Raw genomic sequence first — 19,827 nt, forward strand, 5'->3', positions numbered from 1 at the left:
AAAGGCGCTCAATCGGCCACAGAGTTGACGACGCGGCAAAGGTTGTCGCTCATGCTGGGGGCAACCTGTCCTTGCGGCACCATGAAAAGAGCATCGACGCGGCTGCCCTTGCCGCTCTTCCTGACGACGACTCGCAAAGTCTGCGGACGTCCGGATCCGGTCGTTTCCTGTTGGGCCGTCAGCGTGCGGAGTTGTTTCTCGGCATTCACATCGACAAAGCCTTCCGCCAGGACCGCTCGGGATACTTTGTCAAAGGCAACAGTGGGGTTGACCGATGGGAATTCCATCCAGGTCTTGTAGGTCACAGCGGTTACGAGAGGAACGCCGCTGCTTTGATAATGCTGCGAGCATGGACTGGCATGGGCGGAGCTGAGGGAGATAGTGGCAAAGGCGAAAGCGTACAGAATTGTCTTATGCAAAGCGAAACGTCCTCTGTTGATAATCCGACGCGGCCTGGCCGTCGTTTGTGGCATGCTGTCCAGCAATGATGGGACCTCTATTGGAGTCGGGATATTCGCATAACGTGGCGCCGTGGCCGATTACAGTGGATTTCCGAAATCTAAACGCAAGTGCACTTGTTATGGACGATCCTGCACCGCATGCGATCGGCTATTTTCAATTGCCCGGCACACCGAACGGCAATGTCCAACCCGAAGGCCGATTGACATGGTCTTGACGATGGGGAGCGGCGTGTTTCAGTACGGCGCCGGCGCGAATGTTCTCCAGCGTCTCGCCGGGGGTGTGGCCGAATTCGGTCTTGAACAGACGATAGAAGTATTTCTCGTTCGAGAAGCCGTGCCTCCAGGCGATCTCGGCGATATGCGGCTGCGGCCGGCTGGGGTCTGCCAGCACTTGGTGGGCGCGACGCAGCCTGCGGCGCTGTATTTGCCGCATGACACCGCCGCTGCCTTCGAACAATTGGTAGAGTTTTGCCCGCGACAGGCCGACCTCCCGGCAGATCCGATCGGGCGTCAGATCGACATCCAGCAAATGCGTATCGATGTAGCGCAGGATCCGCTCACGCAGCGCATTTCGGATCGGACCGTTCGCCTCAACCAAAGCATCCGGTGTCGGGGAGACTGCGGCGGTCAGAAGCTGCAGGGTCGATTGAACGACATAGGGAATCTCATGCTCGGTAAGGCTTGCAAGGTTTCGCAACAGCGAAAGCAGATGGTCGCCAAGAAGACGGCTTACGCCACCCGGCAGCGTCTGCCCGTGCAAAAGCGCGGTCCGGTGCGGCAGGAGATCTCTCGGCACTACCAAAGAGATCACGTCGCCAGCCTCGACCAGGCCTTCGTTCACCTGAGCGGCGTCAAGGACGAACAGATCCCCCGCCGCTTTTATGGGTTGAGGCGTGTTCCATCGACACAAAAATCGGCCACTCACCATCAAGGTGAACCGAAAAAAATCCTGACCGTCGGTCCGTATGTGCCGCCCGCTTCGATTGATTTCATAAGCCGAAGACCGGGTCCGATTGAGCCACCGTCTCCCGGACAAGATAAGAGGACCGAGAGCAGCGCCGGTTGCTTCGGCGTTGAACGCAATGGAATCATCGCTCCGCAAGATGCAATCGCAGTGATTGTCTCTGACCCAAGCGTGAAACCGATCTTTTTCAGGAAAGTCGAGCGTCGAGAAACTGAACATCAGCGTGGAATATGTCTGCGCCATTGAACTATGCATTGACCTTTAAGCGATACATAGAGCAACCGCAAAATGTGGCAATAGGTCATAAACTAAACGTTATGCGTGCTTATGCGAGGCCGTCATTACAAAACCCTATTGCCCCAAACGTCGTCGACATTGAAAAGCCTGTTTGATGTCAAATCAATTTCTCGTTAGACGCAGATGGGGGCCTAACCGCGACAAAATCAGAGAATTGGGTAGGGCAAGTTGACCGAAATTTTGACGCTTAAACTCGAGGCGACGTCACTCACAACGAGTGAAGTCTCCGAATGGCTTACTGGCGAAAAGCAGGACAATTTCTATCGGCCTCTCAGTACCGACAGCCGCGGTCTCTTCTCATTCGGTGTTCATGGCGCTGGCGAGCTGGTGGGCTGGGTGGGGGCGAGCTCAACGGACCGCGCCTTTTCCGTCACGATCGAGAATGATGACTTCATGTTTTTCCTCGAGCATGGAACCTGCTACGATCTGGCAACAGGCGGCATAAGGCATGCTATCACGCCCTGCACGGGACTGCTGACGACGGCCGACCGCTATTCCGCGGTGAATATTCACGCAGGCTCCGTTGCCGAAGGATTCTGCGTCCCGAGGAGCGCGGTACACGCGGCCCTGACCAGCACCTTCGAACGTCTGCCGCCTGTCGATTTCGAATTCGTTCCCCTGCAGGACCTGACGGCGGGACCGGCGGCGCATCTTTTCAAGCTCATGCGGTTCTTCCGAGATGAGATTTGCGCCGATCAAAACCTAGAGATTTCTCCCATTGCCCTGACCAGCTTCCAAGAGATGTTCTGTCTGCTGATGGTGCAGAATCTGCCCCATACGCTTTCTGACACCGGATCGCGGGTGCAGACAATTGCCCCTCGCCAGCTTCGAAGAGCGCTGGAGTTCGCCAGAGCACATATCGCAATGCCGATTACGATCACGGACATGGCAGCGGCAGCGGGTGTCAGCGTGCGGGCGCTGCAGATCAATTTTCGACGATTTTTGAATGTCACCCCAATGGCTTACCTAAGGCAGCTCCGTCTTGATGGCGCACGCCAAGATCTGTTGACTGCCATGCCATCCGCGACGGTCAGTGAAATCGCGCGCCGCTGGGGGTTTATACATCAGGGCCGCTTCTCTCAGGAGTATCGTGCTGCTTTTGGCGTCCTGCCGAAATACGATCTCGGACGCAGCTATGAGAAGAATCGGCGTGCGGCGTCATAAAGCACACGTCGATACCGGTTCGATATCGACGTGTGTTCGCGGATCCTGATGATGGACAAATCGACGACGATGGACCTGCCAGTTAGAGAAACTGAACTCTCTGGGCAATTGCATCGGCTATTTCGCTCGGGCTGAATTCCCAAGCATCCAGGTACCCATCAGTTCCAAGAATACTCTCCGCGTCGCCATGGTCGAGGCGAACATACATGACGCGATCATGCGCTCTTTGAGCAGCAATTTGCTGAATAGTGTTCCATTCGATACCGCACCAAGTCTTGGACTGATGGTCGGAGCCGATGAATATGACGATCAGCTTGGAACGGTTCTGGTAGATGTCCCGCAGCAGAAGGTCGGTTGTCGGCCTCGCCAGTTGTCCCTGGTAATTGTAGTCATAAAAGTAAGAGTGGGGCCCAATGTTCTTTTCAAGCTGAGTTGCAACTTTTGCAACCAGGCCCGTTGCTTCAGCGGGAAACGACAAACCGACATCGAAGCGATGCGAGTTTATGTTTATCGCGCGCCCCACGGGGTTCGTCCAGGAGGGCAGGGTAATTCCCAGTCGCTGCAGTTCTTTGGGTAAATTCGGGTCCTTAACCGCCCAATGCGTGCGGTTCATTTCCCAATCGCCAAGGTCGAGGATAAAATGCTTATCCGTCATGTCCTGCCAGCTCAGAAACTTTGGAAGAGGTTGAATCTCATAGTCGATGTGAACCAGCTTCTGGCGAATGGCAATGTCTCGGATAATGCCAAAATGTGGAGCGCGCTCACGGAAAGTTTCGTGAGCAAATATGGTCGGCAGCCTCATGAGCTGTAGCTGCGACGCCTCTGTCGTTACGTCAAATCTATCGGCTATCGCTTTTTCTGTGTACTCAAAGATGCTGATGCATCTGCTTAAATCGATTTCAAATGGCGTTCCGTCCCACGGTTCTTCTCTGCTGGAGACGATCAGATTATACATGCCGCCCTCCCTCAATTTAGCGATCCCGCTACAGCATAATAAATAAACCTGTAGGGCCTGAGAGTCACGAACTACCAAAGCTTGAGGTTGAGACCGCGCAGCTTTTCTGTCGTGCGGGCGCAAGGATTGGAACGCACGATCATGCTTCACAACTGCATAGCGATTCTTTCAGTCCCACCAGCGTCGCTGGTCCTCGCACCGGCTGCAGACACTCTCTCTTGGTCGTCATTGCGTGATCGGCCAGGGCAAAAAAGCGAGTCATCGTCGGTGTTTGCTTGCGAGCGTGGAACAATTGTCTTCTGGCGCAGTTCGGGGACCCGGGGATTGAAGAAGATGAAGCGCCAGTGGTGGGATGATCCAGTAAAGGTCGGAACCTCCGTTCCGGGCAGGTATCTCATTATCAACAGCACCGAAAGTGCAGCTCAGTATATGTTCGAGGAGTGGCCCGGCGATCGCAGCACAATGGCTTTTCAGGCGACGGTGCAAGCCCTCTTCGATGCCCATGACGGAAAGCTGCCGATTGGTGCTGCGCGCGCCGCCTTCACGACGGCAGTCGAAAACGCCGGACTACGCTTTGCTGCTGAATGATTGGTCAAAATCTGAGAAGAACACGAAAAAAGCCGCTAGCAGGGACAGGGCTCTGCCAACGGCAATAGGAAATGACACCACCTTGGGCACGGTAGTGGCCAGGCGTGTCCCTGGCGGCTGACCGAACTCGCTAGTCTGAGTATTGTTCCCGCCGCGAATCGCGATTTTGTAAATCGGTAAAAATCGCGCGAAACCTCAGCTCGTCAGGCGAGGGCTTCTGATGATTTTCAGGAAGAGCGCGTTCATTGCGTCGGCGATGCCCTGCGTCGGATTGACTTCGAAATAGAGACCCGGCGAAGCGCAGCTTTGCAGGCGCGTCGGGATTTGAGATTGAAACGGGGCGATCCAGGTATTGTACCAATTGTTTGCCGGCAGCGGCAGATAGGTCGTGTATAGAATGGCAATCTTGACGTTCTGATCCTTTAGCGGCTGACAGAAGGAGGTGTCGATCGGTTCCTGGCACCGGTTGCCGGTCAAGGGCTTCGTGCAGGTGTATGGCTTTTGGCTGTCACCAACCCCGTCCGTTACGAAGAAGAGAACCTTTTCGCGATCGGTGCTGCTTGTGCCGCCGCCGCCCGTGCCCATATTGCTCTTCATCTGGGTGAGCGCGTTGTCGAAGCTGGTCGTCTGATCGTTGTTATAGCCTTGATAGGGAATGGTCATCAGATCGACGTTGTCGGTATAGCTTTTGACCTGCGCCATGTCGGACGACAGGCCGGATACTGTCGTTAGCTGTGCTTTCTCCGCCTGTGTGCCGAACGTATAGACTGCCATCCTGTATTGATCGGGCGTCGAGCGGCTGGTGGTCGCCGTCTCCGTCAGCTTCTGCGTTGCCTGGCGCACCACGTCGATGCGCATGCTCACCCCAAGCTTCTTCGCCAGATTGTAGTAGTTGTTCGTCGTATCCATGTTGTGGCAGGCAAAGGCGCACTTGTCGCTGGTATTCTTTTGCATCGTCGCGACGTCGGTCGGGGTCGCTCCCACGCCCATGGACGGGGTATTGTCGAGCAGCATGTAAAAATCGATGAAGGTGGCGGTCTGGTATTGCGCGGAGGCTGCCCCGGCGATCGGGATGGTCGTGTCGCCAAGGATCTGCAGAAACGACGTTGGAACAGTCGCATGGAAAGTGACGTTTGACGTCACGATATTGGCTGCCTTCGTCACGGAGACGTCGACATCCACCGGAACACCCTTCCAATCGCTCGCGAGCTGGCCGAAGAAGAGCTTGCGTGCGTCGTCCTGCCCGATTGTCACCACGCCGTCTCCCGACATGGCCATGGCCGCCGCTACGCCGCTTGAGGATTCCGCGATCGCTCCGAGCGCCGCCGCATCGGCAGCCGCATAGAGCTGGCTGCGCAAGCTCAGCGCGTTCGAGATATCGACCGCCAAGCCCGCCGCGCCGATCAAAGGTACGGCGAGGAGTGCTGTTATCGTGCCGAAATTGCCGGATTTGCTCCGCGCGAAGCGAAGGAGTGTATGAAGCATCTAATAACTACCCCAGGCTAGACGACGCAGTTCATTCGCGTTCGACCCGCCATCATGGCAGTTTCAAATCCGTATATCGCTAACTTATAAAGCTGCGTTTAAAGTATAGTACTTCTCTATTCGGCGTATTGAAGTCAAGCGCTACCGAGCTTGCATTTACACCGGCATTTGACGTCGTTCACGGGGCCTTGCTTCTCTTCGGGATCGGGTCTCGCCCCTCCCATTATGGGGTCAGTAGAAAGAAGTGGAACAATCTAAGTCGCGTCCTGGTCGGATGATCCGGCCGGCACAAGTTCCATAGCGGACTCACTTCCTTCATCGTCCCGCGAAGGACATTTTTCCACCGGTCAGTGGAACCTTGTTGTTTCGTCGTAGGTAGTTTCAGGGCTTTGCCGGTCTGCCACTCTTTGACCATTGGAACTCTGTGCCGTCGCTCCAGATGCGGTGCATTATCACCGCAAGCCGACGCGCCAGCGCCACGATCGCTTTCTGGTGGCCACGGCGTTTAGCGATATTCATCGCCCATGCTTTGAGCCAAGACCATTTTCTGACCACAGTCAGCATGACTTGGGCCGCCTCATAGAGCAGTGTTCTCATCATTTCGTCACCACACAGCGAGACACGGCCGACACGGCTACTCTCGCCCGATTGATTCAAAACCGGGGTTAGCCCCAGCGCAGGACCAACCGCCTTGGAGTTTTTGAAGCGGCCAGGTATGTCGATCGTGCTGACGAAGCCCAAAGCCACCACCGGTCCAACGCCTGGAATGGTCATTAAACGTCGGCAGGTCGCATCGTCTCGAACGATCGATAGCAGTCTTCGGTGCAGAGTTGTAAAGGTCTCCCAAAGTTGCTGTCTTGCCTCGAGCAACGGTTCAATGATGTGCTGCAGCTCGGGCACACCTTCAAGAAGCTCCCGTATCCGGGCTGCAAAACCAATTCGCCCGATGACCCCAACCTTGAGACCGAAGTTACGCAGTAACCCGCGGATGTCATTCTCGATATCTCTTGCCTTATTGGATATTAGCTTACGAGCAGTGAGTAAGGCGCGTCGTTGCTGGCTCGACACTGTTTTGACATGCACAGGACGAAACAGGTTAACCCGCATCATTTGGGCAATACCCCGGGCATCATTACGATCGGTTTTATTCACTGTGGCCTTGAGGAAGGCTTTGGTGTGGCGTGTTTCGATGCAAACAGCCGGTAGGCCGGCGTTGGCAAGACCTTCGAATAACCATTGCGACAATGGCCCCGCTTCAAGGCCAATACGCACCAAACGCCAACCAGAATTGCTGAGAACCGCGATGAGATCATCAGGATGGCTGGTGACTTTTACCTCTTTGCAAACCGTTCCCGCTTCATCAACGATGCACACGGAAGTCTCTTTCACAGAGACGTCTAATCCAACATAGTGGTTCACGCTGCGCTTCCTTTCTGATGCTTGTGGCTGTTTTGTACGGACCACGTTTTATCATCACTCGAAGCGCAGCACCCCTGCCACAGTTTCAAGCCGCCAAAAGATGAGGTGCCGAGCCGAATACCCCATCTAAGAAAGAATGAACAGTTTCGGCAAATACGATCGACGCTCTGCTGCGATCTTCGATAACATTTCGAGGAAGTCTTCGTCGACCGCTCGCTCAGAGGTACTAGGCACTTGCCCGCAATAGATCGACACTCACCGGTTTGCCGAGATGAAACCCTTGAACCCGGTCAATGCTGAGGCTCTGAAGGACAGACATCTGAGCCTCGGTCTCCACGCCTTCCACCAGAATGGTGTTTCCCCGGTTGCGGATAAGGGCGACCATGTCTTGTAACATCGTCAGGCCACGTTCGTCCGAGCAATCATGCAGGAAAGTTCGATCAACCTTGACGGTGTCGAACTCGATCGCCCGGAGCCACGACAATCCGGCGTAGCCGGAGCCGAAGTCATCCAGCCAAATCTCGACGCCGAGCGCCTGGAGATCGGCGACACACTGCAGCACCTCGGGTTGCATCTCCATATCCAAGCCCTCGGTGACTTCCAATGCAAGCCGGGACCCCGAGACGCCAGTTTCTTCGAGGATCGCTGCAACGCTCGAGGCGAAGCCGGGAGATCTTAGCTGCACCGGAGAGACATTCACGCTCACCGTGGCCATGCGGTCGGACGCCAGGATATCCTGACATGCCGTTTTGATCGCCCAGCGACCCAATTCGACAATAGATCCGGTCCGCTCAGCGATCGGAATAAAGACGCTTGGCGGCACGGAGGTTCCATCGGGCATGCGCAGCCGCATCAAAGCCTCGGCGGCTTTCATCTGCCCGTCCCTGAGATCGAATATTGGTTGATAGACCAGCGATACCAGTCTCCGATCGATGGCTGCCGCCAGCAGCGGCACCAATTTTCCGGCATCCTCGTTCGGACGCCGCAGCACCGGATCAAAGATTCGAACGCAATTGCGGCCGGAGGCTTTTGCACTGTAGAGCGCAAGGTCGGCCTCACGCACAAGCCATTCCACCTTTGCGGCGGATCGCTCGCTGATAAAAGCAACGCCGACACTTACCGTTACGAACTGCGTGTCGTCCGGCCGCTCTTCATGTCGGATTGCGAGCGCCTCGACTTGGTGCCGAATTTTGCCCGCTATATAGATCGCTTCATCCTGCGCTTTCAAAGGCATGACGACGATGAACTCCTCGCCGCCATAACGACCAATGATGCCTCCGTGGCGCTCAACCAGCTTCTGAAGCGTCGTGGCAATGACCGTCAGGCAGCGGTCGCCTTCCTGATGGCCGTACCGGTCGTTGAAACGCTTGAAGAAGTCGACGTCGATCAGGATGACGGAAAATTCGCGGCCCTTATCTTTCCAGGCGCTCCAGCACTCATCCAGCCGCCGATCGATCGCGCGTCTGTTCTCGATGCCGGTGAGGTAATCCGTGTGTGAAAGACGCAGCAATGCCTTTCCGCGCTCTGCCGCCTCCCAATGCTGGTGGCGCGCTTCCACCGCATTCAGGAAAACGTTGTAGCGCTCGACATTCAGGCGCCAGTTCACGAAAGACGTGAACACGAAGCACGAGACGTAAAATAGTCCGAAAGCGAGCTGGTAAGCCGGCGTCGATGGAAACGAACTGTAGAGAGCCGCAAAAAACACGGCCAATACAGTGCCGGACGTCAGGACGGACAGGCGAAACGAGAAGCTGAAGAACAGGTTCGCGCCCATCATGAAAATCGCGCCGAAGATCATGTAGTATGACATGCTCGTCGCATATTCTGTGGCGATAGCCGGATAAAGCCAGCCGGCATAGCCGAAGATCAGCGCCAATGCGCAAGTGCTGTCCAACCAGACGGTCTTTGCCTTCGCCAACCGCAAAGTCTCAAAGGCCAGCAGCGCAATAGCCGCCACGACAAACCGCATGAGGATTGTCAGCGGCGCAACATCGGGAATAAGCCAGCTATCGGGAGCGGCAAAGACCAAATAGACGACGACTGCCATCCACAATCCCTTGCGCGTGCCTTCCCGGCGGACGGCATCGTTTTCCGATGCGTAGGCGGCCCTCATCTCCAAAGCAAAGCCACGGTGTTTTTCTGTCGGGACAGCGCCGTCTACAAATGGAGCCTTTGCGGAAATTTCGGATGCGGTCTGCTCTGTAGATAACTGCTCATAGAACATGCGGCGATGCCTCCCGAGCATTGCTGCCGATAAACCTGCGTTCACCGCTTCCAAAAGTTCCGTCCGTGTCAATCACGAAATTTAGCTCGTACTGCTAGAAATACCCTCTTGACGTGCAGAATCCAATCGCGTTCTGTCGTCCACATATTTATGCTTAACATTGCGTCAACGGAGTTCATAATGGCACAAGGCTTTAAGTTCGACGGCGAGAGTCTCATTGCACCTGGACAAATTTTTCGCCCGACTAAGCCAGACGACCTTCCGTCATCAGATCAGATGGTAATCGCCAAGGCGGAACTTGCTCTCACGCTCGACTTATCGCTTCAACAATTCCGATCCGAAGTGGATCCTCATGCGATTGTCAGCCGGCTATCGCAGGCGTTGCATCAGATCCGCCGGCGGTTTCACGCCAGCATATGGAGCGAAATCGTCTTCCTTGCGCAGAACCATCCCGTTGCACAGTTTCTGCTTCAGGATCCGTTCACGAAATGGTCATTCGATAAACCGCGGGGCTATTCCGGTGACGCGCATCTGCTCGACTTCATTTATGGTCATGCCATCGTGGAGGCGGAAATCGCAGCATCCACCGCGCTGGGCAGAGCGATATATGAATACACCAAAAACGCGTCCTCATCCGTCGCGGTGAGAGAACGCCGCGACATCCTCGCACAACGGGTGGATGAGCACGCCAAGGATCGACCCGGCTCGGCCGAAGTCTTGGCGATGGCATCGGGCCATCTTCGCGAAGCGACGCTGTCGACTGCGCTTAGGGAAGGAAAAATCAGGCGCTGGATTGCGCTCGATCAGGACCCGCTGAGCGTGGGGACGGTTGCGCGCGATTTTGCCGGAACATGCGTCGAAGCGGTGGACGGCACGGTCAAGAGCCTGCTTTCCAACAAGCACGCTTTCGGACATTTCGATTACATCTACGCTGCGGGTCTCTACGATTACCTCACGCTTCCGGTTGCCGCCAAACTGACGCGCAAATGTGTTGAAATGCTCAAGCCCGGCGGCTCCTTCCTGTTCGCGAACTTCTCGCAGGAAATCGAAGTCGACGGCTACATGGAAGCATTCATGAGTTGGCCTCTGCTCCTGCGTTCGGAAAACGACATGCAAATGATTGCCGATGCAAGCGCTAGCAAGGCAGAGACAGATGTATCCATCTGGTTTGGAAAGAACCGCAACATCATCTATTGCGAAATTACGAGGGTAAAGTAACTCGGCAGCCGTTTTTGCCTCTCGCTATGTCGCGCTGCATAAACGGCCGCCAACTGAGACCACTCGCAATGAGGGGCAGGAGCTAGCCAGCTACCTTGGCTAGCTTGCCCCTTCATCATGCAAGGCGCGATGCGCCTCGATTTCCCCCAGGTGATCCAGCACCCACATAGCGAGCTGCAACAGGGGCGCTGAAAGCGAGCGGCCGAGATCCGTCAGGCTGTATTCGACCTGCGGCGGTATGGTCGGATAGACCTTGCGCGTCACCATGCCATCGCGCTCCAGCGCCTTCAAAGTGCGGGTGAGCATCTGCTGGGAAATGCCGCCGATCAGCCGTTTCAGTTCGTTGAAGCGGCGCGGCTGATCGGCCAGCATGGTGATTGCCATGATCGTCCACTTGTCGCCCATGCGGCCGAGGATCTCATTGACTTTCCGGCAACTGGGGTCCGTGCCGGGCATAGTTGGCGGGGTGGGCATATGCATGTGACTAGGCCTCGAAAATATGCGTTCTTGCGACATTTCAGTCATCATATCATATCTGGTCAGTAAAACATACCGCCATCAAGGAGTAAGTTATGACTGACAGAAAAACGATTGCCCTCTTCGGCGCCGGCACCGGGCTCGGAAGCTCGCTGGCCATGCGGTTCGGTCGCGAAGGCTATCGCGTAGCACTTGTCGCTCGCCGCGCCGGCCCGCTCGATGAGCGTGTGGCCGAGCTCGCCCAGGCCGGCATCGAGGCCGCGGCATTTCCGGCCGATCTCACCGATGTCGATGGCATCGCAACGCTGGTGCGCTCCATCGAGGATCGGTTCGGCTCGATCGATGTCGCCGTCTACGCGCCCGTGCCCTCCGATGCGGCTTTTGTGCCGGCGGCGGAACTCGACGCGGCAAGGCTGCGGTCGATGGCCGATATCTTCACCTTCGCGCCGGTCGAGGTGTCGCATGCAGTGCTGCCCGGCATGCTCGCGCGCGGCGACGGCGCGGTCGTCATCGTCGGCGGGCTGACGGCAGTGGTCACGATGCCGGGCATGAGCGGCGTCGGACCGCTGATGGCGGCGGCGCGCAACTACGTCTTCACCCTCAATGCTGAGGTCGCGGAGAGGGGCGTCTATGCCGGTACGGTGAATATCGGTGCGTTCCTCGATCGCTCGACCGGCCTTCGCGCCATGACATCCAATGGCGTGCCGCTCGATCCGAAATATCTGGTGCTCGATCCCGACGATGTCGCCGAGGAGATCTGGGGTCTCGTCACCAGACGCGACCGGGCCGAGATCATCCTCCCGCCGCTGCCGCAGGGTTGATGGGAAGGCGCCATGCTGCAGATCGACCTTTTTACCGAAATCACCTGCCCCTGGTGCATCATCGGGCAACACCGACTCGACAAGGTGCTGGCCGAGCGCTTCCCCGGCCTTGCCGTCGATATCAGGCATCATCCGGTGATGCTCATGCCGGATGCACCGGCGTCCGGGCTTTACATTCCCGACCTGCTGCGCGCACGCTACGGCGTCACCGATCCAAAGGCCGCGTTCGCGCGGCCCGAGGCCGAGGCGCAGGCCTCCGGGCTGGCGCTCGACCTCTGCCGGCAGCTTTGGGCCTATCCGACGCAATCGGCACATGCGCTCATCCTTGCTGCCCGCGAACGCGGCACACAGCATAGGCTCGCATTAGCGATCTCCAGCGCTTATTTCCTCGGCGCGCGGAATATCGCCGATGCCGACGTGCTCGCCGATATCGCGGTGGACCACGGGTTCGAGCGCGCCGAAGTCCACGCGATCGCTTGCGACCCCGCCTGGTGCAGGCGCGTCGAACAGGAGGCGGCGAGATCAGTGGCCGCGGGCGTTCGGTCAGTACCCCACTTCGTCTTCGCCGGACGTATCGCGATCAATGGCGGCCGCAGCGAAGATGAAATTGCCTTATCGATAAAAGAGGCAGTGGCGACCGGCTAAGCGGCAGCGTGTGGTCTGCCCAGACCGGCATTTCCCACGAGCTCGTCAAACAACCCTCAAAGGCGGGCGTTCGGGGCAAAGCTCAACCGGCAAGGCACCTCTAGGCCCGCTTGATCCCTCCCCACCGCAAGTCTTTGCCATCTGGCGCAGCGCTGGTAGCAATATGCAATCCCCTCACCAAAGAGGTAAGGGGATTCGCTTTCCTTCATTTCATCCGCGGACGTCCGGTAGTCATCTCCACGCCGAGAGGGAGAATGGAGCGATTTCCTGGCCGCCGAGCACGAAGTCGTGCTTTTCCGGGATCGTCCAGGCGTCCGGCCCGTAATTGAAGGCGAATGTGAGATTGCCTGCACGACGAAGGCGGATGAAATCGGGCAGGGTAGCGGTCGGCAGATCGAGCCCGGCGGCAAGGTGCGACATCAGATTGTCGAGGAGTTCGCCGTCGGCCCAGCAGGCCAAATAGACGTATCTCCCCTTCGACACCAGCGCTGGGCTGCCATCGTCGAACGCTGCCACGACATCCGCTCCCGCCGCTGTCTCAAGATATTCGCGCCATCTTGTCGCCCGGCCGCTGATCGCGCCCGACAAAGAGGCGCTAAGCCCCGGCCGTAAGGAAGCCACCTGCGTGATCCTGATGCCGGTAAGCTCGCCGATCGGCCCGGGCGGGAGATTGGCGGGAATCTGGAAGTTGCGGTCCCGCGATCCGGTCCGCGGACCGAAAAGCACTGTTCCATCCGCCTGCTCGAATGCCGCCAATGCCGCGTCGGAGACGTGCATGAGGCAGGGAACGAGAACCAGCTTGTAGCCCGTGAGGGACGCGCCGGGGCGGACGAAATCGACGTTGAGGCCAAGCTTCCTGACCGCCTCGTACCAGCGGAAGGCAAGTTCTTCGTAGCGAAAATCCTTGCCCTGCGGCTGAATGACCGTGGACCAATAGGTCTCATAATCATAGACGATGGCGACGGGCGCCTGCGCCGGCTTCTGCAAGGGGCCAACGGCATCGATCTCATGGCCGGCGATTGCGGCTTCCTTGCCTCCGGGCGAGAGCTCGTCGAGGCCAGGAAGGTTCAGGCCGGCATGCATCTGCTCCTGCGCGAACGGCGCCTGACGCCAACGGAAGTAGCTGACAACCTCGGCCCCGTGGGCAAGGCCCTCCCAGGTCCAAAGACGAACCATCCCCGGTTTGGGGACAGGGTTCCATGGTGCCCAGTTCACAGGCCCCGGTTGCTGTTCCATGATCCAGAACCGGCCATTGCCGACGCCGCGGTACAGATCGTGATGGAAGGCGGCGATGTCGGGGTGGGATGTTTCCGCCCAGCGCACGCGCTCTTCCTCGCTGAACGGAAATTTCTCCACGAAGCCGATTGGATAGGAATCCCAGGAAGCGAGGTCCAGGTTTTCGCCAACCTTCCAATGATCGAAATCGTTGACGAAGCCCATGAAGTTATGGGTTATCCAGCGATCCGGGGAGTGCTTTCTGATGATATCGCACTGCATTCGGTCATAGGCGGCGATCTGATCGGACTGGAAGCGCCAGAAATCGAGCCGGACGGCAGGGTTCGCCTCCGTCACTGTCAGATTGGGCAGCGCGACGTCGTCGAAGCTTTGAACTTCCATTGACCAGAAGACGGAACCCCAGGCCTCGTTCAGTTGCTGCGGTGACTGATAGCGAAGGCGAAGCCAGCGGCGAAACGCCTTCAGGTCTTCGGCGCCCCAGGAAAAGCTCGTATCGTGGCAGCCATATTCATTGTCGGTCTGCCAGCCCGCGAGACCAGGGTGCGAACCGTATCGCTGCGCGACCGCTTCGATGATACGCGCCGATTCCTTCCACCAGACTTCCGACGAGAAGCTGTAGTGACGACGAGAGCCGAAGCCCCGCACTCTGCCCTCTTCGTCCACCGGAGCGATCTCGGGATATTCGTCCATCAGCCATTTCGGCGGCGTTGCGGTCGGCGTGCCAAGCACGATTTTCAGGCCGGCCGCAGCCAGCGTGTCCATCGCCCGGTCGAGCCAGCCGAAGTCGAAGGAGCCGCGTGAGGGCTCGAGGCGTGACCAGGCGAATTCGCCGATGCGCACATAGGAGATTCCAAGCGCCCGCATACGGCGCGCGTCTTTTTCCCACCAGCTTTCGGGCCAGTGTTCTGGGTAATAGCAAACGCCGAGCATTATTTCGTCAGGTCCCCGTTGAGGATAGCGTTGCCGGCATCATCGAACAGATGGCAGGCAGCCGCCGGAATATGGATGGAGAATTCGTCGCCCGGCTTGGCCTTCGCCAGCCCGTCCGCCTTCACGGCAATCTCGGCGCCGTCGGCAAGGGTGATATAGAACATCGTTTCCGATCCCAGATATTCGGCAAGACGCACCTTGCCCTGAAGCGTTGCGTCGCCGCCTTCGCTGCGATCGAGATGTTCGGGACGGACCCCGAGAGTGATCGATTGCCCTTCCTTCACCGAACCGCCCTCTAGCGTGATCGACTGACCACCGGGGAGATCGACTTTAGCGCCGCCTTCTGCGGGCGATGCCTTGGTCTTGATGAAGTTCATTTTCGGCGACCCGATGAAGCCGGCGACAAAGATGTTCTTCGGCCGGTGATAGAGCTCCAGCGGCGATCCGACCTGTTCGATCAACCCGCCCTGCAGAACGACGATCTTGTCGGCCATGGTCATGGCCTCGACCTGATCGTGGGTGACGTAGATCATCGTCGTCTTGAGATCCTGATGCAGCTTGCTGATTTCCGTGCGCATCTGGACCCTGAGCGATGCGTCGAGATTGGACAGCGGCTCATCGAAGAGAAACACTTGCGGATTGCGCACGATGGCGCGGCCGATGGCGACGCGCTGACGCTGGCCGCCGGATAGCTGGGAAGGCTTCCTGCTGAGCATTGGTTTCAATTGCAGCATCTCGGCGGCAGCGCTCGTTCGGCGCGAGACCTCTTCCTTGGAGTGGCCGGTCATACGCAGGCCAAAGCCGATATTCTCGGCCACGGTCATATGCGGATAAAGGGCATAGCTCTGGAAGACCATGGCAACCCCACGCTCCGAGGGACCAACCTTGGTCATGTCGTTGCCGCTGATCCTCAGCCCACCGGAGGAAATATCTTCCAGCCCGGCAATCATGCGCAGAAGCGTGGACTTGCCGCAGCCGGACGGCCCGACGAAGACACAGAACTCGCCATCTTCGATGGTAAGGTCGACGCCCTTGATGACACTGGCGGCGCCGAACTGCTTCGTCACGCGGTTGAGCGTTACATTTCCCATGAGGCTTAACCTCCCTTCACGGGCTGGAATTCAAGAAGGAGCCCGCTCTCGGGCTTGAGCATCGGCAGCGGCAATCCGACATGTCTCAGCGTATCGAGACTGAAGGTCAGTTCTCCGTTTAGGAGCTTTTGCTGGCCTTCCGAGATCCGGATGAATTCCGGCTCTGCGGGATGCATCGCCGTCACGCGCCACAGCACATCGCTATTATCGCTGACAGGCAAGCGGACGGGTGCGGGCTGCTCGCCGACCATTTGCGGGCCCTGGACGACGAAAGCGACGATGCGGTCGGTATCTGCAGCGCCCCAGACATAACGCCCGTCGAGCGGCGGCAGACGAAATTGCTTGCCGGCTGCATGCAGAAGCGGCCGCAGGCTCTTATGAAGCGCGATCCAGCGTTCCAGTTCCTGCTTCTCTTCAGCGTCGAGCGTCAGTGGATTGAGTTCCACGCCCAGGTGATAGGCGAGCGCGACCAGCGCGCGGAAAGCAAGGCTCAACTTGCGGCCGGTCTGGTGGTTCGGAGATGCGGCGATATGTGCGCCGAGAAGCTCCGGGGGAACGAATTGCGACGCCCCATGCTGTATTTCAAGCCGCTCGAAGGCGTCGGTGCAATCCGATGTCCAAACGCGGTGCGTGTATCTGAGGACGCCATAGTCGATACGCCCGCCGCCCGAGGCGCAGCTTTCTATCTCGACTGCGGGAAAGGCTTGCCGGACCCTGTTCATCAGGGCGTAGACGGCTCGCGTCTGCCTCGCGGTGCGCGCGCGCCCATCTGTGCCGCCGGCATGGGTCAGATCGCGATTCATGTCCCACTTGATGTAGGCGATTGCGTGCTGCGAAAGCACCGCTTCCATGCGTTGGAAGAGATAATCGCTGACCTCCGGGCGCGTCAGATCCAGCACAAGCTGGTTTCGCGACAGCAGAAGCGGGCGTCCTTCGACTTGCAGAGCCCAATCGGGATGGGCGCGAAACAGTTCGGACTCCGGGTTCACGTTCTCGGGTTCGAACCAGAGGCCGAACTCCATGCCGAGGGACGTCACGTGGTCGACGAGTGGCTTCAGCCCGTTCGGGTATTTTCGCTCGTCTATGAACCAGTCACCAAGGCTGGTCGTATCGTCGTCCCGCTTGCCGAACCATCCGTCATCGAGGACGAAACGCTCGATGCCGACAGCCGCCGCTGCATCCGCCTGGGCTTTCAAGGACTCCATGCGGTGATCGAAGTAGTTGCCTTCCCAGGTGTTCAGCGTCACCGGCCGGGGCTTCATCTCGCCGCCCGGCCAGGCAATCACGCTCTCTCTGACGAAGGCATGGAAAGCCTCGCTGTCAGGACCGGCAAAAGCTGTCGGGCTGTCATAGGCTTCGCCCGGTGCGAGGCGCATTTCACCCGGTTCGAAGAGTTCGCCGAGATGCACCAGCCGGCGTCCATCGTCTAGTGTGTCGATCGCCATCTGGTGATTGCCGCTCCAGCCGAGATGGAATCCCATCCGCTCGCCGCCGCACTCGAGGAAGATGATGGGAAAGCGGTCATGCGAGGTTCGCCCCCTCCGGCTTTCCTGCATCCAGAGCCCGTTGGGGAGTTGCGATTGGCGCGTCTGGAACTCCCGGCCCCACATTCCCGTAAAGCTGGTCAGCTCTGACGCGCCGGCCGGCATCAGGAAACTCGCCGCCATGCAGCGATCCAGCGTATAATCGCTGGAGCCGCGGTTGATCAGTGATGTCGAAATCGACAAAACCTCAGTCGCGCTGCCCTTCAGGCATATCTGCAGGCCGATTTCCGCGACGGGATCTTCAGCCTTCAGGATGACGCCGGCGTCGATCTCTTCAGTCTGCCAGTTCTGGAATTCCAGCGTGAACATACGCCCATCGCGATGCCCGCAAATCGCCGGCCATCCGAAGAATCCGAGTCCGCCGACCGGCAGCAGCACATTCGAAGGCACGGCCACGTCCATGCCGTTGACACGGCTCGAACGCGGCACATCGGGCCAGAATTCCGGGGCAAGCGCCCCGCGGCCGAAGCCCAGGATCTCGGGCATGCCGCGCTCCGGCAGGCCGAGAGCGAGGCAAATGGCCCCCGCTTTTACAACAATTGTCTTGTTCATCCCTTGGTCGCTCCGAGAGTGAGGCCCGCAATGAAGTGCCTCTGCATGAAGAAGAACATCAGAACCGGCGGCATCGCGGCGACGATCGAACCCGCTGACACCAGATGCCATGCGGCAACCCATTGCCCGTTCAACGCGTTCAGTCCGGCGGTAACGGGCATTGCGGCCTGGCCCTGGACGAGTACGGTCGCCCAGAAATAGTCGTTCCAGACGAAGGTAAAGATCAAGACCGACAGCGCCGCAATGGCCGGGCGCATCAAAGGCAGTACGATGTGGATGAATATCCGCCACTCGGAGACGCCCTCGACCCGCGCCGATTCGATCAGCGAAAAGGGCAGCCCCTTGATGAAGTTGCGCATGAACAAGGTGCAGAAGCCGGTCTGGAAAGCGACGTGGAACAGCACAAGCCCCGTTACGGTGTCGTAGAGGCCCATCTTGAGCGTCAAGTCGCGAACAGGGACCATCAGGATCTGGAACGGAATGAAGTTGCCGGCAACGAAGACGAAGAACAGGAACAGGCTTCCCTTGAACCGGTAGACGGCCAGCGCAAAGCCACAGAGGCATGACAGCCCGACCGCACCGATCACCGTCGGGATGGTGATCTTGAAGGAATTGAGGATGTAGTGGCCGATCGGCGAATCCCGAAAGACGGCGGTATAGTTCTCGACACCGGCAAAGCCCGAGGGAATGCCGAAATAATTGCCGGCCGCCAGATCGCCCGATGGGCGGATCGACGTGACCGCAACGCCGATCAGGGGAAGAAGCCAAATGATGAGGGCGATCGGCAGAAGAACCTGATAGGCGGCCGACACCCATGGGCCCGATTTCTGGACAGGAGTTGGAAACATCAGGAATTCCTTTCCTGTCTCAGCATGCGAATAAGGAAGAATGTGATGAAGACCATCATGATCAGGAAGAGCACGACCGCGATGGCAGCGCCATAACCCATCCGGAATCCGTATTCGGAAAGCGCTTCTTCGTACATGTAATAGGAAAGGACGCGGCTCGAACCGTAAGGTCCGCCGGCCGTCATGACGGAAACGAGGTCAAAGGATCGAAGTGCGCCGATGACGGTCACCACCACCGCGATGAAGGTGGCCGGCCGAAGCTGCGGCAGGACGATGTTCCAGAACAGATGCCAGCCCTTGGCGCCATCCATGCGCCCGGCTTCAATCTGCTCCGGATTGATGTTGTTGAGGCCTGTCAGGTAGAGGATCATGCAATAGGCGATCTGCGGCCAGAGGCCGGCGGCGATGATGCCGTAGGTGACAAGGCGCTCGTCTGCGAGAATGGCGACCTGCGTCCCCGTCAAGGCCTGGATCAGGGCAGAGAATAGCCCGAAATTAGGAGCGTAAAACCACGTGAAAATCAGGCCGACGACCACCTGGCTGATCACGAATGGAAAGAAGAACAGTGATTTGTAAAGGCGAATGCCGGTGACGGTCTGGTTCAGGAACAACGCCGCAGCCAAACCAGCCGGGACCGCCAGCAGATAGAGAACGAGCCATATGACGTTGTTCTCCAGCGACGTATAGAAGGCGTCGTCGGAGAGGAGTTCGACATAGTTCCCAAGACCGATCCAGGTTTTGGGTCCCAGACCATCCCAGTCATGGAAACTGATCCATACGGATTGGAATACCGGGACGATCACATAGACCAGAAACATCAGGGCGCCTGGCGCAAGAAAAAGCCAAGGTGCAAATGTCCGCTGATTGCGTTTCCAGAACCCTGGTAGAGCGGGACTGCTCGTGCCCAT

At 58.1% G+C, this 19,827-nt stretch carries 17 protein-coding genes; 5 read left to right on the forward strand and 12 right to left on the reverse strand.

What is annotated here, in order from left to right; all coding sequences use genetic code 11:
• Positions 1 to 8: 8 nt before the first annotated feature.
• Both NXC24_RS24905 and NXC24_RS24910 read right to left on the reverse strand, forming a co-directional pair.
• A complete protein-coding gene (locus NXC24_RS24905; protein ID WP_245464147.1) occupies positions 9 to 485 on the reverse strand; it encodes a hypothetical protein in 477 nt (158 codons plus the stop codon).
• A 130-nt stretch (positions 486 to 615) separates the two neighbouring features.
• Positions 616 to 1,680: a helix-turn-helix domain-containing protein gene (locus NXC24_RS24910; RefSeq protein WP_348632777.1), complete on the reverse strand. Its 1,065-nt coding sequence runs from the start codon at positions 1,678 to 1,680 to the stop codon at positions 616 to 618.
• A gap of 435 nt (positions 1,681 to 2,115) precedes the next feature.
• Here NXC24_RS24910 and NXC24_RS24915 point away from each other — a divergent pair, with 435 nt between their 5' ends.
• On the forward strand, positions 2,116 to 2,886 hold the full coding sequence (locus tag NXC24_RS24915) for a helix-turn-helix transcriptional regulator (RefSeq protein WP_245464148.1): 771 nt from the start codon (positions 2,116 to 2,118) through the stop codon (positions 2,884 to 2,886).
• An 82-nt stretch (positions 2,887 to 2,968) separates the two neighbouring features.
• Here the strand turns inward: NXC24_RS24915 and NXC24_RS24920 are convergent, their stop codons facing one another.
• Complete coding sequence (locus NXC24_RS24920; RefSeq protein WP_104826104.1) at positions 2,969 to 3,841, reverse strand: hypothetical protein; 873 nt, start codon at positions 3,839 to 3,841, stop codon at positions 2,969 to 2,971.
• A gap of 333 nt (positions 3,842 to 4,174) precedes the next feature.
• On the opposite strand from NXC24_RS24920, the gene NXC24_RS35245 reads away from it, so the two are divergent.
• On the forward strand, positions 4,175 to 4,429 hold the full coding sequence (locus NXC24_RS35245; protein ID WP_245464217.1) for a DUF982 domain-containing protein: 255 nt from the start codon (positions 4,175 to 4,177) through the stop codon (positions 4,427 to 4,429).
• A 195-nt stretch (positions 4,430 to 4,624) separates the two neighbouring features.
• Here NXC24_RS35245 and NXC24_RS24930 read toward each other — a convergent pair whose 3' ends face one another.
• The 3 genes from NXC24_RS24930 to NXC24_RS24940 form a co-directional block, all read right to left on the reverse strand.
• On the reverse strand, positions 4,625 to 5,914 hold the full coding sequence (locus NXC24_RS24930; RefSeq protein ID WP_104826106.1) for a VWA domain-containing protein: 1,290 nt from the start codon (positions 5,912 to 5,914) through the stop codon (positions 4,625 to 4,627).
• Positions 5,915 to 6,295: 381 nt separating this feature from the next.
• Positions 6,296 to 7,333 (reverse strand): IS110 family transposase, encoded by a 1,038-nt coding sequence (locus NXC24_RS24935; RefSeq protein WP_104826107.1) that lies wholly within the window; start codon positions 7,331 to 7,333, stop codon positions 6,296 to 6,298.
• A gap of 226 nt (positions 7,334 to 7,559) precedes the next feature.
• Positions 7,560 to 9,446, reverse strand: a complete 1,887-nt coding sequence (locus tag NXC24_RS24940; RefSeq protein WP_245464218.1) for an EAL domain-containing protein — start codon at positions 9,444 to 9,446, stop codon at positions 7,560 to 7,562.
• A 291-nt stretch (positions 9,447 to 9,737) separates the two neighbouring features.
• Between NXC24_RS24940 and NXC24_RS24945 the strand changes: the two genes are divergently transcribed.
• A complete protein-coding gene (locus NXC24_RS24945) occupies positions 9,738 to 10,775 on the forward strand; it encodes a class I SAM-dependent methyltransferase (protein WP_104826108.1) in 1,038 nt (345 codons plus the stop codon).
• 99 nt (positions 10,776 to 10,874) lie between these two features.
• Here NXC24_RS24945 and NXC24_RS24950 read toward each other — a convergent pair whose 3' ends face one another.
• Complete coding sequence (locus tag NXC24_RS24950; protein WP_104826109.1) at positions 10,875 to 11,255, reverse strand: helix-turn-helix domain-containing protein; 381 nt, start codon at positions 11,253 to 11,255, stop codon at positions 10,875 to 10,877.
• A gap of 92 nt (positions 11,256 to 11,347) precedes the next feature.
• Between NXC24_RS24950 and NXC24_RS24955 the strand changes: the two genes are divergently transcribed.
• Both NXC24_RS24955 and NXC24_RS24960 read left to right on the forward strand, forming a co-directional pair.
• The gene (locus NXC24_RS24955) at positions 11,348 to 12,073 is read left to right on the forward strand and encodes an SDR family NAD(P)-dependent oxidoreductase (protein ID WP_104826110.1); all 726 of its coding nucleotides are present in this window, start codon (positions 11,348 to 11,350) and stop codon (positions 12,071 to 12,073) included.
• A 12-nt stretch (positions 12,074 to 12,085) separates the two neighbouring features.
• Positions 12,086 to 12,718, forward strand: a complete 633-nt coding sequence (locus NXC24_RS24960) for a DsbA family protein (RefSeq protein WP_104826111.1) — start codon at positions 12,086 to 12,088, stop codon at positions 12,716 to 12,718.
• A 231-nt stretch (positions 12,719 to 12,949) separates the two neighbouring features.
• On the opposite strand, the gene NXC24_RS24965 is transcribed toward NXC24_RS24960, so the two are convergent.
• From NXC24_RS24965 to NXC24_RS24985, 5 genes are read right to left on the reverse strand one after another with little or no spacing between them, the layout of a single operon-like run.
• Positions 12,950 to 14,884, reverse strand: coding sequence for a beta-galactosidase (locus NXC24_RS24965; protein ID WP_104826112.1), 1,935 nt, complete (start codon positions 14,882 to 14,884; stop codon positions 12,950 to 12,952).
• Positions 14,884 to 15,975: a sn-glycerol-3-phosphate ABC transporter ATP-binding protein UgpC gene (ugpC, locus tag NXC24_RS24970; protein WP_104826113.1), complete on the reverse strand. Its 1,092-nt coding sequence runs from the start codon at positions 15,973 to 15,975 to the stop codon at positions 14,884 to 14,886. The genes NXC24_RS24965 and ugpC overlap by 1 nt, the downstream gene beginning before the upstream one ends.
• 5 nt (positions 15,976 to 15,980) lie before the next feature.
• The gene (locus NXC24_RS24975) at positions 15,981 to 18,071 is read right to left on the reverse strand and encodes an alpha-galactosidase (protein ID WP_104826114.1); all 2,091 of its coding nucleotides are present in this window, start codon (positions 18,069 to 18,071) and stop codon (positions 15,981 to 15,983) included.
• A complete protein-coding gene (locus NXC24_RS24980) occupies positions 18,068 to 18,919 on the reverse strand; it encodes a carbohydrate ABC transporter permease (RefSeq protein ID WP_104826115.1) in 852 nt (283 codons plus the stop codon). The genes NXC24_RS24975 and NXC24_RS24980 overlap by 4 nt, the downstream gene beginning before the upstream one ends.
• On the reverse strand, positions 18,919 to 19,827 hold the full coding sequence (locus tag NXC24_RS24985) for a sugar ABC transporter permease (protein WP_104826116.1): 909 nt from the start codon (positions 19,825 to 19,827) through the stop codon (positions 18,919 to 18,921). The genes NXC24_RS24980 and NXC24_RS24985 overlap by 1 nt, the downstream gene beginning before the upstream one ends.

This window comes from Rhizobium sp. NXC24, from assembly GCF_002944315.1.
Taxonomy (GTDB): Bacteria; Pseudomonadota; Alphaproteobacteria; order Rhizobiales; family Rhizobiaceae; genus Rhizobium.

Excerpts from the sequence above, each read along its gene's own strand:
- NXC24_RS35245 (WP_245464217.1), top strand. The coding sequence starts at position 4,175 with ATGAAGCGCCAGTGGTGGGATGATCCAGTAAAGGTCGGAACCTCCGTT.
- NXC24_RS24960 (WP_104826111.1), top strand. The coding sequence starts at position 12,086 with ATGCTGCAGATCGACCTTTTTACCGAAATCACCTGCCCCTGGTGCATC.
- NXC24_RS24930 (WP_104826106.1), bottom strand. The coding sequence starts at position 5,914 with ATGCTTCATACACTCCTTCGCTTCGCGCGGAGCAAATCCGGCAATTTC.
- NXC24_RS24915 (WP_245464148.1), top strand. The coding sequence starts at position 2,116 with ATGTTTTTCCTCGAGCATGGAACCTGCTACGATCTGGCAACAGGCGGC.
- ugpC (WP_104826113.1), bottom strand. The coding sequence starts at position 15,975 with ATGGGAAATGTAACGCTCAACCGCGTGACGAAGCAGTTCGGCGCCGCC.
- NXC24_RS24985 (WP_104826116.1), bottom strand. The coding sequence starts at position 19,827 with ATGGGCACGAGCAGTCCCGCTCTACCAGGGTTCTGGAAACGCAATCAG.
- NXC24_RS24920 (WP_104826104.1), bottom strand. The coding sequence starts at position 3,841 with ATGTATAATCTGATCGTCTCCAGCAGAGAAGAACCGTGGGACGGAACG.
- NXC24_RS24975 (WP_104826114.1), bottom strand. The coding sequence starts at position 18,071 with ATGAACAAGACAATTGTTGTAAAAGCGGGGGCCATTTGCCTCGCTCTC.
- NXC24_RS24980 (WP_104826115.1), bottom strand. The coding sequence starts at position 18,919 with ATGTTTCCAACTCCTGTCCAGAAATCGGGCCCATGGGTGTCGGCCGCC.
- NXC24_RS24965 (WP_104826112.1), bottom strand. The coding sequence starts at position 14,884 with ATGCTCGGCGTTTGCTATTACCCAGAACACTGGCCCGAAAGCTGGTGG.
- NXC24_RS24940 (WP_245464218.1), bottom strand. The coding sequence starts at position 9,446 with ATGAGGGCCGCCTACGCATCGGAAAACGATGCCGTCCGCCGGGAAGGC.
- NXC24_RS24955 (WP_104826110.1), top strand. The coding sequence starts at position 11,348 with ATGACTGACAGAAAAACGATTGCCCTCTTCGGCGCCGGCACCGGGCTC.
- NXC24_RS24945 (WP_104826108.1), top strand. The coding sequence starts at position 9,738 with ATGGCACAAGGCTTTAAGTTCGACGGCGAGAGTCTCATTGCACCTGGA.
- NXC24_RS24950 (WP_104826109.1), bottom strand. The coding sequence starts at position 11,255 with ATGCATATGCCCACCCCGCCAACTATGCCCGGCACGGACCCCAGTTGC.
- NXC24_RS24910 (WP_348632777.1), bottom strand. The coding sequence starts at position 1,680 with ATGCATAGTTCAATGGCGCAGACATATTCCACGCTGATGTTCAGTTTC.